Annotated in this window: 12 protein-coding genes; all 12 read right to left on the reverse strand. The window is 71.9% G+C overall.

Translation table 11 applies throughout. The features are described 5' to 3' along the window. Positions 1 to 61: 61 nt before the first annotated feature. Complete coding sequence (locus AB0C15_RS22490) at positions 62 to 871, reverse strand: DivIVA domain-containing protein (protein WP_357354875.1); 810 nt, start codon at positions 869 to 871, stop codon at positions 62 to 64. 44 nt (positions 872 to 915) lie between these two features. Then, positions 916 to 1221, reverse strand: a complete 306-nt coding sequence (locus tag AB0C15_RS22495) for a YggT family protein (RefSeq protein ID WP_030334503.1) — start codon at positions 1219 to 1221, stop codon at positions 916 to 918. Between the two features lie 29 nt (positions 1222 to 1250). After that, positions 1251 to 1943, reverse strand: coding sequence for a cell division protein SepF (gene sepF, locus AB0C15_RS22500; RefSeq protein WP_357354877.1), 693 nt, complete (start codon positions 1941 to 1943; stop codon positions 1251 to 1253). Between the two features lie 191 nt (positions 1944 to 2134). Next, on the reverse strand, positions 2135 to 2878 hold the full coding sequence (locus AB0C15_RS22505) for a YggS family pyridoxal phosphate-dependent enzyme (protein ID WP_357354879.1): 744 nt from the start codon (positions 2876 to 2878) through the stop codon (positions 2135 to 2137). 9 nt (positions 2879 to 2887) lie between these two features. Next, the gene (gene ftsZ / locus AB0C15_RS22510; RefSeq protein ID WP_357354881.1) at positions 2888 to 4003 is read right to left on the reverse strand and encodes a cell division protein FtsZ; all 1116 of its coding nucleotides are present in this window, start codon (positions 4001 to 4003) and stop codon (positions 2888 to 2890) included. A gap of 245 nt (positions 4004 to 4248) precedes the next feature. Continuing rightward, positions 4249 to 5067 carry an FtsQ-type POTRA domain-containing protein gene (locus tag AB0C15_RS22515; protein ID WP_357354883.1) on the reverse strand — a complete coding sequence of 273 codons (819 nt, stop codon included), beginning with the start codon at positions 5065 to 5067 and terminating at the stop codon, positions 4249 to 4251. Then, positions 5064 to 6629 (reverse strand): UDP-N-acetylmuramate--L-alanine ligase, encoded by a 1566-nt coding sequence (gene murC / locus AB0C15_RS22520; RefSeq protein WP_357354885.1) that lies wholly within the window; start codon positions 6627 to 6629, stop codon positions 5064 to 5066. Before murC ends, AB0C15_RS22515 begins: the two co-directional genes overlap by 4 nt. Continuing rightward, on the reverse strand, positions 6626 to 7732 hold the full coding sequence (gene murG / locus AB0C15_RS22525; protein WP_357354887.1) for an undecaprenyldiphospho-muramoylpentapeptide beta-N-acetylglucosaminyltransferase: 1107 nt from the start codon (positions 7730 to 7732) through the stop codon (positions 6626 to 6628). Before murG ends, murC begins: the two co-directional genes overlap by 4 nt. Next, positions 7732 to 9177 carry a putative peptidoglycan glycosyltransferase FtsW gene (locus tag AB0C15_RS22530; RefSeq protein WP_357354889.1) on the reverse strand — a complete coding sequence of 482 codons (1446 nt, stop codon included), beginning with the start codon at positions 9175 to 9177 and terminating at the stop codon, positions 7732 to 7734. Before AB0C15_RS22530 ends, murG begins: the two co-directional genes overlap by 1 nt. Positions 9178 to 9634: 457 nt before the next feature. After that, positions 9635 to 10759: a phospho-N-acetylmuramoyl-pentapeptide-transferase gene (mraY, locus tag AB0C15_RS22535; RefSeq protein WP_357354890.1), complete on the reverse strand. Its 1125-nt coding sequence runs from the start codon at positions 10757 to 10759 to the stop codon at positions 9635 to 9637. Next, positions 10756 to 12153 carry a UDP-N-acetylmuramoyl-tripeptide--D-alanyl-D-alanine ligase gene (gene murF, locus AB0C15_RS22540; RefSeq protein WP_357354893.1) on the reverse strand — a complete coding sequence of 466 codons (1398 nt, stop codon included), beginning with the start codon at positions 12151 to 12153 and terminating at the stop codon, positions 10756 to 10758. Before murF ends, mraY begins: the two co-directional genes overlap by 4 nt. Then, positions 12150 to 13712, reverse strand: coding sequence for a UDP-N-acetylmuramoyl-L-alanyl-D-glutamate--2,6-diaminopimelate ligase (locus tag AB0C15_RS22545; RefSeq protein ID WP_357354895.1), 1563 nt, complete (start codon positions 13710 to 13712; stop codon positions 12150 to 12152). The genes murF and AB0C15_RS22545 overlap by 4 nt, the downstream gene beginning before the upstream one ends. Between the last annotated feature and the right edge of the window lie 7 nt (positions 13713 to 13719).

Genomic DNA, 13719 nt, shown 5'->3' on the forward strand with positions numbered 1-13719 from the left:
GAACCGTCCAGGCGGAGCCGGCGACCGTCACCATGTGCGGAGAGCGAGCGCCGGCCGGTGCTCAGCGTCCGGCTTCGAGGGCGCCGGAGCGCCCGCCGCCGCCGTACGAACCAGCGAGACCCGCTGCGGCCAGCCCGTTGCCGCCGGTGACCCGGCCGGCTTCGGAGCGGGTCATCTCGGCCTCGAGGCCCTGGCCACGACCGTCGAGGTCACGCAGCTGGCTCTCCAGGTACGCCTTGAGCCGGGTGCGGTACTCGCGCTCGAACTGCTTGAGCTCCTCGATGTGCTTCTGCAGGGCCGTGCGCTTGGCGTCCAGGCCGCCCATGGCCTCCTGGTGCCGCTGGCGGGCGTCCCGCTCGAGGGCGTCAGCCTTCGCGCGCGCCTCCCGGGTCACCTCCTCGGCCTTGCTGCGAGCCTCGGAGAGCAGCTGGTCGGCCTCGCGGCGAGCGTCGGAGACGTGGTCGTCGGCGGTGCGCTGGGCCATCATCAGCACGCGCAGGGCCTGCTGCTCACCGTCACCGGTGACGCCGCCGGCCGGGCCGCCGGTCGCGCGGACCTGCTCCAGCTCGGCCTGCATCGCGCGGGCAGCCTGCTCGGCCGCCGACTTGTCGCGCTGCACCCGGTCCAGTTGGGCCTTGACGTCGTTGAGCTCCGCCGCCAGTCGGGCGTCGCCGCCGGGGCCTGCGGGGGCACCGCCACGGCCGCCGCGCTCCACCTGGGCGCGCAGCTCGTTGTTCTCCTCGATGAGACGGGCGAGCTCGCGCTCGACCTCATCGAGGAAGGCGTCGACCTCCTCCTCGTCATACCCCCGCTTGCCGATCGGCGGCTTTTTGAAGGCGACGTTGTGGACGTCGGCCGGGGTCAGCGGCATCGAAACTCCTCGGGTCAGTTGCGGCCGCGAAAGCGCGTCGGTCATCAGGCAGATGCCCTGATCGACGGCCCTAACACGAACTCCATCAGCACGAACAGGATAACCAGGAGCACAAGGGAGGCCAGGTCGATGCTCACGGTACCAATTCGCAGCGGAGGGATCACACGCCTCAACGCGTTGAGAGGGGGATCAGTGACGCTCCACACGGATTCCAATCCTGCCGATGCTCCACGCCCCGGTTGCCAGCGACGGCCGTACTGCAGGACGGCGCTCAACACGAACCGGGACAGAAGAAGGAGCAGGAAGACATAAAGGATCAGGTACAGCACTTGCAGTAAGATCGACAACACGGTCAGCGACGTCCCTTGGTCGGGCGGGGTCAACTCAGACTGAAAAAGCCGCCCTCAGCGATCTTGGCCTTGTCCTCAGCGGTGACCTGGACGTTGGCCGGTGAGAGCAGGAACACCCGATTGGTCACGCGCTCGATCGTACCGCGCAGCCCGAACGCCAGTCCGGCGGCGAAGTCCACCAGACGGCGGGCATCCGCCTCATCCATCTCGGTGAGATTGATGATCACCGGGACCCCGTCGCGGAAGTGCTCGCCGATGGTGCGCGCCTCCCGGTAGGTGGTCGGGTGCAGCGTGGTGATCTGGTACCGCTGCTCCTCCTCCGGAAGGACCCGCTCGCGGGGCGTGACCTGCGGCGCGAGGGCCAGGTTGTCCCTGGTGTGGTAGGTCAGCGCACCGGAGGTCTCACTCGCCGACGAGCGGGTGATCGACCGTACGCTGGACCGCTCGATCCGCTCCGGGCGCTCAGCGTCACCGCGCTCGGACTCGCTCAACCGCCCGCTCGCCCGCTCGGAGAGTCGACCCCGCCCACTGTCACGCGGCCGAGGAGCCGGTGGCTCCTCGGTGTCGTCCTCGTCCTCGTCGGCGAACTCCTCGGCGTACCGGCTCTGCCGGTAACGCGAGTCGCGGTAGCCACCCTTTTCGTAGCCACCGTCGTCGTAGGCCCGCTCGTCGTCTTCTTCGACCAGACCGAGCCAGACCCCCGCCTTGCGCAGTGCACCCATCCCGCGCCCTTCCGTCCGCCGTGCGGCACGCGCCCCCGTGCCATGTCGCCCGTCGCGAGTGGACAACCATGCCCATCGGACCGGAACGGCAATCTCCCCGGCGCGCGATTCGCGTCGCGCGCCACGACCCCCGACCGGGAGACGCCACCCCTGAAACAACACTGATGTAATTTGCTTGTCTCGCGGTCAGGCTACCGCAGCGTGGGACGCATTCCGAGCAACGCGCTACCGACGCGGACATGTGTCGCGCCGTAACGAATCGCGATGTCGAAATCTCCGCTCATCCCCGCGGACAGCGCGGTTGCTCCCGGATGGACAGCCCGAAACGCGTCAGCGACCTCCGCGAGTCGGGCGAACGCCCGCTCCGGCTCCCACCCCAGCGGAGCCACAGCCATCAGACCGGCCAGGCGCAACCCCTGCGCGTCGGCCACCGCCTCGGCCACCGGCTCCAACCCGGCACCCGGATCCGCCGAGGCGGGCAGCGCCCCGCCCCGGGCCGCGTCCCCGTCGATGCTCACCTGCACCAGGGCGTCGATCGGCACCTGCCGGTCGGCGGTCGCGGTGGCGAGCGCCCGGGCCAGCCGGACACTGTCGACGGAGTGCACCACGTCGGCGTAGCGAACCACCGAACGGGCCTTGTTGCGCTGCAACTGCCCGATGAAGTGCCAGCGGGGACGCACCCCGGCGGCAGCCACCTCGGCGGCCTTGCCGGCCGCCTCCTGGTCGCGGTTCTCCCCCATGTCGGTCACCCCGAGCCCGGCCAGCGCCACCACGTCGCTGGCCGGGTAGGTCTTCGTCACCGCGATCATCGTAACCTCGGCGCGGTCCCGGCCGGCCTGCGCGCAGGCGTCGTCGACCCGGGACCGCACCTGCGTCAGAGCGGCCGCGAGTTCGGCGCGCCGATCCGGTCCTACCGTGGCTGAGCTGTCGGTCATCGGCGGTGCTCAGGACCCGTTCTTGAGGAAGTCGGGAACGTCCACGTCGTCGAAGAGCACGCGACGCGGCGACTGGGCCGGAGCCGGGTTGGTGACCGGCGGCGGCACCGGAGTGCTCTGCGGTGCCGGCTGGTTGGTGTTGGTCTTACGGGTCGGCTCGGCCGCCTTGTAGGCGGGCGTGCCACCGTCGAAGCCCGCCGCGATGACCGTCACCCGCACCTCGTCACCGAGCGCGTCGTCGATGACCGCGCCGAAGATGATGTTGGCGTCCGGGTGGGCCGCGTCGGTGACCAGCTGGGCGGCATCGTTGATCTCGAACAGGCCCAGGTCGGAGCCGCCGGCGATGGAGAGCAGCACGCCGCGCGCGCCGTCCATGCTCTGCTCCAGCAGCGGGCTGGAGATGGCCGCCTCGGCCGCCTCGACCGCGCGGTTCTCGCCGCGGGCGCTGCCGATGCCCATCAACGCGCTGCCGGCGCCGCTCATCACGCTCTTGACGTCGGCGAAGTCCAGGTTGATCAGACCCGGCGTGGTGATCAGGTCGGTGATGCCCTGCACACCGGAGAGCAGCACCTGGTCGGCCGTGCGGAACGCGTCCATCATGCTGATGTTGCGGTCGCCCAGGGCCAGCAGCCGGTCGTTCGGGATCACGATCAGCGTGTCGCACTGGTTGCGGAGTTCGTCTATGCCGGTCTCGGCCTGCACCTGGCGGCGCTTGCCCTCGAACGAGAACGGCCGGGTCACCACACCGATGGTCAGTGCCCCCAGCTTGCGGGCGATGTTCGCCACCACGGGCGCGCCACCGGTGCCGGTGCCGCCGCCCTCGCCGCAGGTCACGAAGACCATGTCGGCGCCCTTGAGCACCTCCTCGATCTCGTCGCGGTGGTCCTCGGCGGCGTTCTTCCCGACGTCCGGGTTGGCCCCGGCCCCCAGGCCGCGGGTCAGCTCCCGGCCGACGTCGAGCTTGACGTCGGCGTCACTCATCAGCAGCGCCTGCGCATCGGTGTTGATCGCGATGAACTCGACGCCCTTGAGCCCAACCTCGATCATCCGGTTGACGGCGTTGACGCCGCCACCCCCGATGCCGACGACCTTGATGACCGCCAGGTAGTTGTGCGGAGGTGTCATCTCCGGTCCTTTCTTCGAGATTGGCATCGACCGACCGGGTACGGCGTGGCCAGACCAGCGGCCGACGACATCTGTCACCAGCGAGGATCAGGGGTGAACCCTCACCCTCTACTAGAGGCTTACAGTTATGTCAACCACTGAAGCTCTTCGGGGCAACGTAAGCGCCACCGCGCGATGAGCCAAGGACCCGGGCGGCGTGTCGCCGAGCGGAGCGCGACGTCTCACGTCCGCGCACGCTCAGCGGTTCACCGAAAGGTCACCACGTCCGGGGCGCTCACGTCGATCCGATCGGTCTTCTCGTCGAGCAGCGCGGTGGCCACCCGGGCCTTGTCCGTACCCCGGGTCGCGTCGCCCCAGACCACCGTCCGGTCCCCCCGCAACCGCAGGGTGATCCGGGCCAACCCCGCCACGTCCACGGCCACCAACTCCGCGCGCAACTGCGGCGTCAGCGCGACGAGCACCTCCAGCCCCGCCCGGGTGCCCGGGTCGTCGGCGGCCGGGTGGGCCACCGTCACCTGCGGCAGATCGGCGGGGCGTCGCTCCACCGTGCGGAACGCGACCCCGTTCCGGTCGATCAGGGCGAACGCCTCCCCCTGCGGTACCACCGCCACCGCGCTCCGTTCGGTCACCCGCACCACGAGCGCGCCGGGCCAGTCCCGGGAGACCGTGGCCCGCTCCACCGCCGGCAGCGCGCCGACCCGTCGAGCGGCGGCGGCCAGGTCGACCCGGGCCAACGGTACCCCGTCCGGAACGTCGACCGCGTCGTGCACCTGCACCGGAGTGATCAGGTCGGCGCCCTCGACGCGTACCTCACGCACGCCGAACAGCCCGGTGCCGAGCACCGTCCAGGCGACCAGCCCCGCCACCGCGAGCAACCCGGCGGCCACCGCCCACGGCAGCGCCGCACGCATGCGGCGCTGCCGGGCACGGGCCATGAACCGGCGGGTCGAGGGCGGTACGGCGTCGCTGCCCGCCCGGACCAGCTGCCACCGCCGGGCCGGACCCCGGCGCGGGGCGCCACCGTCGGCGGCACTGGTCCGCCCTCGGGCCGGGCCGGGACTCATCCGGCCGCGGGCGCCGAGCCGCCGGGCACGGCGGTGCCACCGAGAGCCGCCCCGTCGCCACCCGAGGTGGCCCCACCCGGCACCGGATCGCCGATCGCCGGAGTGGTCGCCACCGGGTCGACGGTCGCGGTCGACGCCGGGCCGGCCGCCCGTTCACCCAGGGCGGCCAGCAGCTCGTCACCCATCAGCGAGATCGGCGGGGCGCCCATGGTGACCACCACGTCCCCCGAGCGGGCCCGCCGGGCCACCTCGACCGGGGCCTGCTCCCAGGACTCCACGAAGACCTTGCGGTCGGCGGGCAGGTCCACCGCCGCGATCAGCGCCGCCGAGCCTTCGCCGGGCTGACGCAACTCACCCGGACCGAAGACCTCCAACAGCACCACCTCGTCCGCGATGGCGAGCGCCTCGGCGATCTCCGCCTGGTTGTCGCGGGTGCGGTACAACCGGTACGGCTGGAAGACGACGATCAGCCGGCCGTCCCCGGCCACCTCGCGCAGCGTCTGGTTCGCGAGCGTCATCGAGGTCGGGTGGTAGGCGTACTCGTCGTAGACCAGCACACCGTCCGCGACGCCCTTGCGCTCGAAGCGCCGCCGCACACCGGGGAAGACCGCGAGCGCGGCCTCCGCCGCCTCCAGCGGCAACTCCAGCAGGTACGCGGTCAGCACCGCGGCGGCGCTGTTCAGCCCCATGTGCCGCCCCGGCACCGGCAGCCGGAACTCGCCGAGCGACCGGCCGTCGATCGCGGCCAGGTAGCGCACCCCCCGCGCGGAGGAGGCCATCTCGGTCACCCGCAGGTCGGCATCGGCCGCCTCGCCGTAGGTGAACACCCGTCGACCCTCGGAGCGCAGGCTCTCGGCCAGCCGCCGACCGCCCGGGTCGTCGGCACAGGTGATGATGAAGCCGTCCGGGTCGGTGAGGCGGGCGAACTCCACGAACGCCGCCTCAAGCGTCGCGTAGTCGCCGTAGGTGTTCAGGTGGTCCGCCTCGACGTTCGTGATGATCGAGACGTACGGGCGGTAGATGAGGAACGAGCGGTCGCTCTCGTCCGCCTCGACCACGAAGTGCTCGCCGGTGCCGTGGTGGGCGCCCGAGCCCACCTCGGAGATCTCCCCGCCGATCACGAAGGACGGGTCCACACCGGCCTGCTGGAGCACCATCGTCACCATCGAGGTGGTGGTGGTCTTGCCGTGCGTGCCGGCGACGGCCACCGCCCGGCGGCCGGTCATCGCCGCGGCGAGCGCCTCCGAACGGTGCAGCACCCGCAGGCCGCGCCGACGCGCCTCGACCAACTCCAGGTGGTCCTGCGGGATGGCCGACGAGTAGACGACGGTGTCCACACCGTCGAGGTTCGTCACCTCGTGGCTGAGGTGGATGGTGCCGCCGAGCGCCCGCAGGCCGGCAAGCGAGGGCCACTCGCGCAGGTCGCTGCCGGAGACCCGGATGCCGCGGGTGAGCAGCAGCCGGGCCACGCCGAGCATGCCCACCCCACCCACGCCGATCAGGTGCACGACGCCCAGGTCCTCGGCGGTGAGCGTGCCGGCCGGGGTGAACTGGGCGGTCATCGGGCCACCGCCGCCAGCACGAAGGAGCGCAGTGCCTCGTCGCCGTCGCGCCGGCCGTACGACGCGGCGGCGGCACCCATGTTGTAGAGCCGCTGCGGGTCGCGGATGAGCGGGATGACGGTGCGCTCCAGCCAGTCCGGGGTGAGCTCCGCGTCGTCGACGAGCAGCCCGCCACCGGCCTCCACCACGGGCAGCGCGTTGCGCCGCTGCTCCTGGTTGCTGTGCGGGTACGGCACGTAGATCGTGGGCAGCCCGATCGCGGCCACCTCGGCGACGGTCATCGCCCCGCCCCGGGCCAGCATCAGGTCGGCCGCCGCGTAGCCCAGCTCCATCTCGGACAGGTACGGCAGTGTCACGTACGGCACCGGCAGGTCGGTGGGGATCGGCACCGGCTCGTTGCGGGCGCCCATCACGTGCAGCACCTGCACGCCGTTGCGGGCCAACTCCTTGGCCGCCCCGGAGACCGCCAGGTTGATCGAGCGGGCGCCGGACGAGCCGCCGGAGACGAAGAGCACCGGCAGGTCCGGGCGGAGCCCGAAGTGGGCGCGGGCGGCGTTGCGCAGCGCGTACCGGTCCAGACCGGTGATGGCGCGGCGCAACGGCACCCCGACCACCGTCGCGTCGCGCAGCGACTCGGCCTGGCTCGGCTGGTTCGGGAAGCCGACGGCGACGTTCTTGGTGAACTTCATGCCGAGCCGGTTGGCCACGCCCGGTGGCACGTTCACCTCGTGGATGACCATGGGCAGCTCGCGACGCCAGGCGGCCAGGTAGGCCGGCACCGCGACGTACCCGCCGAAGCCGACGACCACGTCGGCGCGCACCTCGTCGATCACCTTGCCGGCGGCGCGCGCCGCGGTCCACATCCGGCCCGGGGTACGGACCAGGTTCATGTTGACCGACCGGGGCAACTGGTACGCCGGAATCTGCCGCAGGTCGTAGCCCTGCGGCGGGATCAGGTCGTTCTCCATGCCCCGCGGTGTGCCGAGGCAGGTGATCCGGACGCCCGGGTCGTGTCGGCGCAGGCAGTCGGCGAAGGCGAGCAGCGGGTAGACGTGCCCCCCGGTGCCACCTCCCGCGAGTACCACCGAACGCAGCGGACCCATCAGCGTCTCCTCTCGCTCGCCGTACCCCCGCGGCTGCGGTCCTGTCGGACCCCGCGCGGCGCGGCCTGATCATCATGGCGCCGCTCGCGGGACCGGGGCACGGACCCTCGGCCACCGGGCGGCGTCGCCGGTCGGCGACGCCGGCCGGGAAGCGGCGGCAACGGGGCCCAGAGTAGTCGGACCCACCGGGCCGGCGGACGGGCATGCAGTGCTCTGGCCGCATCGGGTTCGGCGCGGGCGAAGGACGCCAGCATGCCGATGCCGGCCAACGTCACCACCAGGGCACTTCCACCGTCGGAGATGAACGGCAGCGGCAGGCCGGTGATCGGCAGCAGCCCGACCACCCCGCCGATGTTGATCACGGCCTGGCTGACCAGCCAGGTGGTCACGGCGGTGGCGGCGAGCCGGCGGAACGGGTCGTCGACCCGCCGGGCGATCCGGAAACCGGTGTACGCGAGGACCGCGAAGAGGCTGAGCACCACGACGCATCCGATCACACCCAACTCCTCGGCGATGATCGCGAAGATGAAGTCGTTGTGCGCCTCGGGCAGCCAGTCCCACTTGAGGCTGCCCTTGCCCAGCCCGACACCGAACCAGCCACCGTGCTCGATCGCCAGCCGCCCCTGGTAGAACTGGAGACAGTCGCCGAGTTTGCAGGTCTCCGGGTCCGGTGGGTTGAAGAACATCTCCAGCCGGGCGAATCGGTAGTTGTCGGCGCCGCGCTCGCCGGAGCCGGCACCCAGTGAGGCCACCGCCACGAGCAGGCCGATGCCGACCAGCCCGGCCGTGGCCAGGGCCCCGAAGACCCGCATCCGCACCCCGGCGGCCCAGAGCAGGCCCACCACCAGGGCCAGCAGGCAGAGCATCGTGCCCGTGTCGTTGTAGCCGACCAGGACGAAGAGCAGGCCGACCACCGGGAAGAGCGGGGTGGCCAGCTCGCGCCACCACCCCAGCGCGGCGCCCTTGCGGGCGACCAGGTGCGCACCCCAGAGCACCATCGCGAACTTGGCCAACTCCGATGGTTGGAGCTGGATCCCGCCGACGAACAGCCAGTTCAGATGTGCCTCGACCGGCCCGAAGCTGGCCGAATCCTGACCGGTCAGCCGGGCGAACGCGACAAGCAGGTTGAGCACCACCAGCAGGGCGATCGAGGTGAACAGCAGCGGCCGGCCCAGCGAGCGGTAGGTACTGGCCGGCAGGCGCTGGCACACCCAGAACGCGCCGATGCCGATCACCGCGAAGATGGCCTGCTTGGTCACCGAGGCCGAGGCGTTGCCGTCCTCGGCGTAGTCCTTCACGCTCGTCGCCGAGAAGACCATTGTCAGCCCGATCAGCAGCAGCAGGCCGGCGCAGGACAGCAGCAGGAAGTAGGAGGTGAGCGGCCGGTCCAGCAGGCCGCGCAGCGCGGCGAGCCCGCCGGCCGCGTCGAACCCGCGCAGCGGCACGGCCGGTTCCGGCTCGCGAGGCGTCGCCCCGGACTCTGGACCCGTGGGTGCCGCGCCGGGCCTCGGCTCACGCGACGGCGCGCCAGACTCCTTGCTGCCCGGCGTCGCACCAGCCCTCATGCCGCGCGCCGTCGCGGCCGCCTTCGGCTCACGTGCCGTCGCGCCGAGTTCCGGGCCGCGCCGGCGTGGCGGCACGGTGCCCGCCCCGGTACGCGCCGAGCCCGTTGACCGCCGTGGCCGGCCGGTCGTCCTGTCGTCCCTGTCGTCGGTGCCTGGTTCCTCCCCCACCCCGACATCATCACCGCTAGCCACGCCCGGCGAGCCCACAACGAAACCTCCGGCGTGTCGGACCGCCAAAATCCGCACAACTTCGAGGAGGTTGCTGCCTCAGAGCTCGTCGAGGCAGCAACGTCGCCGACGTTGCACGGATCTTGGGCGGATCGTGGAACAGGGCGGGTCAGGTCATGTTGGCGAGGAACTCGCTGTAGAACAGGCCCAGGGCGATGGCCACGCCGATGCCGGCGATGATCCAGAAGCGCACCACGATGTTGACCTCGCTCCAGCCGGCCAACTCGAAGTGATGCTGGAGCGGAGACATCCGGAACACCCGTTTACCCGTGGTCTTGAACGAGATGATCTGGATCACCACGGACATCGTGATGATCACGAAGAGCCCGCCGATGATCGGCAGCAGCAGGATGGTGCGGGTGGACATCGCCATGCCGGCGATCAGACCGCCAAGCCCCAGCGCACCGGTGTCGCCCATGAAGATCCGTGCCGGGGAGGTGTTCCACCAGAGGAAGCCCACACAGGCCCCGGCCGCGGCCCCGGCTATCAGCGCGATCTCCAACGGGTCGCGGACCTCGTAGCAGTACGGCTGGGTGTAGCTCGGGTCGGCGCACCAGTGCCGGTACTGCCAGAACGCGATGAGCGCGTACGCGGCGAGCACCATCACCGACGCGCCGGTGGCCAGACCGTCCAGGCCGTCGGTGAGGTTGACGCCGTTCGTCGCGGCCATCACCACGAAGATGAAGATGATCACCGCGCCGACCTTGCTGACCTCCAGGAAGTCGATGTCCCGGATGAAGCTCAGCGTGGTGCTGCCCACCGTCTGGGTGTTCGTCGCCTTACCCGTCGCGTCGGTCATCGTGCTCGGGAACCACAGGGCGATCACCCCGAAGACGGCGCCGACCAGGATCTGCCCGAGCAACTTGCCGCGCTTGTTCAGCCCGGCGCTGTTGCGCTTGCGCACCTTGAGGAAGTCGTCGAGGAAACCCACCGCGCCGGAGAAGACCATCAGCCCCAGCAGCACCAGCGCCGTGATTGTCGGCTCCACCTGCGCGATCTGCTGGTCCGGCAGCGTGGTCAGGGCCAGGTGCCCGGCCACGTACGCGATCACCGTAGCCAGGATGAAGACCACGCCGCCCATCGTGGGCGTGCCCTTCTTGCCCTGGTGCATGGCCGGGCCGTCGGACCGGATCGGCTGACCGGCCTTGAGCCGGGTGAACACCTTGATCGCGATCGGGGTGCAGAACAGCGAGACGAGGAACGCCACCCCGATGGCGACGATGACCGCCCTCATCGGGTCGGCTCCCCGGCGGCGTCGGCGCGCAGCGCGTCGGCCACCTCCCAGGTCCGGTACCGGGAACCCTTGACCAGGACGACGTCACCCTGTCGTAGCTCGCTCCGCAGCACCTCGACGGCCGCCGCCTGATCGGTGAGCAGCACCGACTCTCCTCCCCAGTTTGCTACCGCTGTCGCGCCTTCGTGGATCGGCGCGGCCGGCTCACCCACCACGAGCAGCCGGTCGACGCCCAGCTCGGCCGCGAGTTGGCCGACCTCGGCGTGGCCGTCGTACTCGAACGGGCCCAGCTCGGCCATGTAACCAAGCACCGCGACGGTACGCCGTCCCTGGCCCATGCTCGCCAGCGCCCGCACCGCGACCGCCATCGAGGCCGGGTTGGCGTTGTACGAGTCGTCGATCACGGTCACCCCGTCGGGGCGGTCGAAGACGTCCATCCGTCGGGTCGAGACCAGCCCCAGCTCGCCGAGGGCCGTCGCCAGCTCGGCCAGCGGCATGCCCAGCTCCCGGGCCACCGCCGCCGCCGCGAGGGTGTTCCAGACCTGGTGCCGGCCGGCCAGCCGGAGCCGCACCGGCGCGCGCCCCTCCGGGGTGACCAGGGTGTACGACGGGTGCCCCCGCTCGTCGAGCGTGACGTCCTCGGCGCGCACGTCCGCGTCGGGCGCCTCGCCGTAGCGCACCACCCGGGCCCGCGTACGGCTGGCCATCGCGTCCACCCGCGGGTCGTCGGCGTTCAGCACGGCCAACCCGTCCGGCGGCAGCGCCTCGACCAGCTCTCCCTTGGCCACCGCGATGGTGTCCTGCGAGCCGAACTCACCGATGTGCGAGGTGCCGACGTTGAGCACCACGGAGATGCGGGGCGGCACCAGCTCGCACAGGTACCGCACGTGCCCGACCCCGCGCGCGCCCTTCTCCATCACCAGGTAGCGGGTGTCCGGTCCGGCCTGCAAAGCGGTGTACGGGTGCCCCAGCTCGTTGTTGAACGAGCCGGGCGGTGCCACCGTGGCCCCGAGCCGGGCGGTCAGCTGACCGATCAGGTCCTTCGTGGTGGTCTTGCCGGACGAGCCGGTCACGCCGATCACGGTCAGCTCGGGCAGCCGGTCCACCGCGGCGCGGGCCAGCCGGCCCAGCGCGGTCAGCGCGTCGTCGACGAGCACCATCGGCACCCCGGGCACCTCGCGGCTGCCGAGCACCGCCACCGCGCCGGCCTGGATCGCCGTCGTCGCGTAGTCGTGCCCGTCGACCTTCTCCCCGGGGAAGGCCACGAAGAGCGAACCGGGCCCCACCTTGCGCGAGTCGAACTCCACCGACCCGGTGACGGTCGCGGCCGGGTCGGCGGCGACCAGCCGCCCGTCGACCGCGGCGGCCACCTCGGCCAGGCTCAGCGCGATCACCGCTGGGCCGCCAGGTCTCCGAAGCGGGCCCGTAGCGCCTCGGCCAGCTCGACGCTGTCGTCGAACGGAAGCACCTCGCCCGCCACCTCCTGGCCCCGCTCGTGGCCCTTGCCGAGCAGCGCGATGACGTCGCCGGGCTCGGCCAGCCGGACCGCCTCGTCGATCGCGGCGCGGCGGCCCGCCACCTCGATGATCCGGGCGGCCGCGCCGGCCCGGTACGCCCCGGCGAGCACCTCGGCGCGGATCTCCGCCGGATCCTCGGTACGCGGGTTGTCGTCGGTCACCAGCACCACGTCGGCCCCCTCCGCCGCGGCGGCGCCCATCACCGGCCGCTTGCCCCGGTCCCGGTCCCCGCCGGCGCCGATCACACAGATCAGTCGGCCGGCGCTCAGCTCACGCAACGCGGCCAACGCGGCCACGATCGCGTCCGTCTTGTGCGCGTAGTCGACCACCCCGCGCACCGGGGCGGTGACGTCGACGAGTTGCAGGCGACCCGGCACGCCACCGCAGGCGGCTACGCCCTCCGCGGCGGTCGCCGGGTCCACCCCGGCGCCGACGAGCGTGGCGATGGCCAGCAGCGCGTTGGCCACGTTGTGCCGGCCGGGTAGCGCGACACCGGCGGACAGGGCCACGCCGTTCGGGCCGTGCGCGGTGAACCGCTGGGCGTACCCGTCGCCGCCCACACCGTCGGCCCACCACGTCGCGCCCGGGTCACCGGCCGCCGAGTAGGTGACGGTGGTCGGCTTGAGCAGCGGCTTGAGCGCCGGGTCGTCGTGGTTGAGCACCTCGACCGCGCAGCGCCCGTCGAAGAGCTGGGCCTTGGCGGCGAAGTAGTCGTCGCTGTCGGCGTGGAAGTCGAGGTGGTCGGAGCCGAAGTTGGTGTAACCGCCGACGGCGAACCGCACCCCGCCCACCCGGCCCATGGCCAGCGCGTGGCTGGAGACCTCCATGACCACGGCGGTGACCCCACGCTCGCGGGCGGTGGCGAGCATGGCGTGCAGGTCGGTCGCCTCGGGGGTGGTGCGCACACTGTCGATCACCAGATCACCGAGCCGGGTCTCCACCGTCCCGACCAGCCCGGTGGTGTGCCCGGCGGCCCGCAGCCCCGACTCGATCAGGTACGCGGTGGACGTCTTACCCGCGGTGCCGGTCACCCCGATCACGGTGAGACCGGCGGTCGGGTCGCCGTACACGGCCGAGGCCAGCTCGCCGAGCACGGCGCGCGGGTCGGGCACCACCAGGGCGGGCAGGCCGGTCTGGGCCGCCAGCTCCGCACCCGCCGGGTCGGTCAGCAGGGCCACGGCACCCGCCTCGGCGGCACCGGCGGCGAACTCCGCGCCGTGCCGACGGGCACCGGGCAACGCCGCGTACAGGTCGCCGGAGCGAACCTCCTGGCTGGCGTGGGTGACCCCGGTGACGACCACGTCGGCGGCGCCCGCCGGAAGGTCGACGGCGAGCCGGACGGCGAGATCACCGAGCCGGACTCCGGTCACGGTACGTGGACGTGGATTGCCGGGCACGGCGTCAGACCCTACCCGGTCGTCCGGTTCCGGCCGCACAGCCGCC

This window comes from Micromonospora sp. NPDC048835, from assembly GCF_040649995.1.
Lineage (GTDB): Bacteria > Actinomycetota > Actinomycetes > Mycobacteriales > Micromonosporaceae > Micromonospora.

Excerpts from the sequence above, each read along its gene's own strand:
- AB0C15_RS22490 (WP_357354875.1), bottom strand. The coding sequence starts at position 871 with ATGCCGCTGACCCCGGCCGACGTCCACAACGTCGCCTTCAAAAAGCCG.
- sepF (WP_357354877.1), bottom strand. The coding sequence starts at position 1,943 with ATGGGTGCACTGCGCAAGGCGGGGGTCTGGCTCGGTCTGGTCGAAGAA.
- AB0C15_RS22505 (WP_357354879.1), bottom strand. The coding sequence starts at position 2,878 with ATGACCGACAGCTCAGCCACGGTAGGACCGGATCGGCGCGCCGAACTC.
- ftsZ (WP_357354881.1), bottom strand. The coding sequence starts at position 4,003 with ATGACACCTCCGCACAACTACCTGGCGGTCATCAAGGTCGTCGGCATC.
- AB0C15_RS22515 (WP_357354883.1), bottom strand. The coding sequence starts at position 5,067 with ATGAGTCCCGGCCCGGCCCGAGGGCGGACCAGTGCCGCCGACGGTGGC.
- murC (WP_357354885.1), bottom strand. The coding sequence starts at position 6,629 with ATGACCGCCCAGTTCACCCCGGCCGGCACGCTCACCGCCGAGGACCTG.
- murG (WP_357354887.1), bottom strand. The coding sequence starts at position 7,732 with ATGGGTCCGCTGCGTTCGGTGGTACTCGCGGGAGGTGGCACCGGGGGG.
- mraY (WP_357354890.1), bottom strand. The coding sequence starts at position 10,759 with ATGAGGGCGGTCATCGTCGCCATCGGGGTGGCGTTCCTCGTCTCGCTG.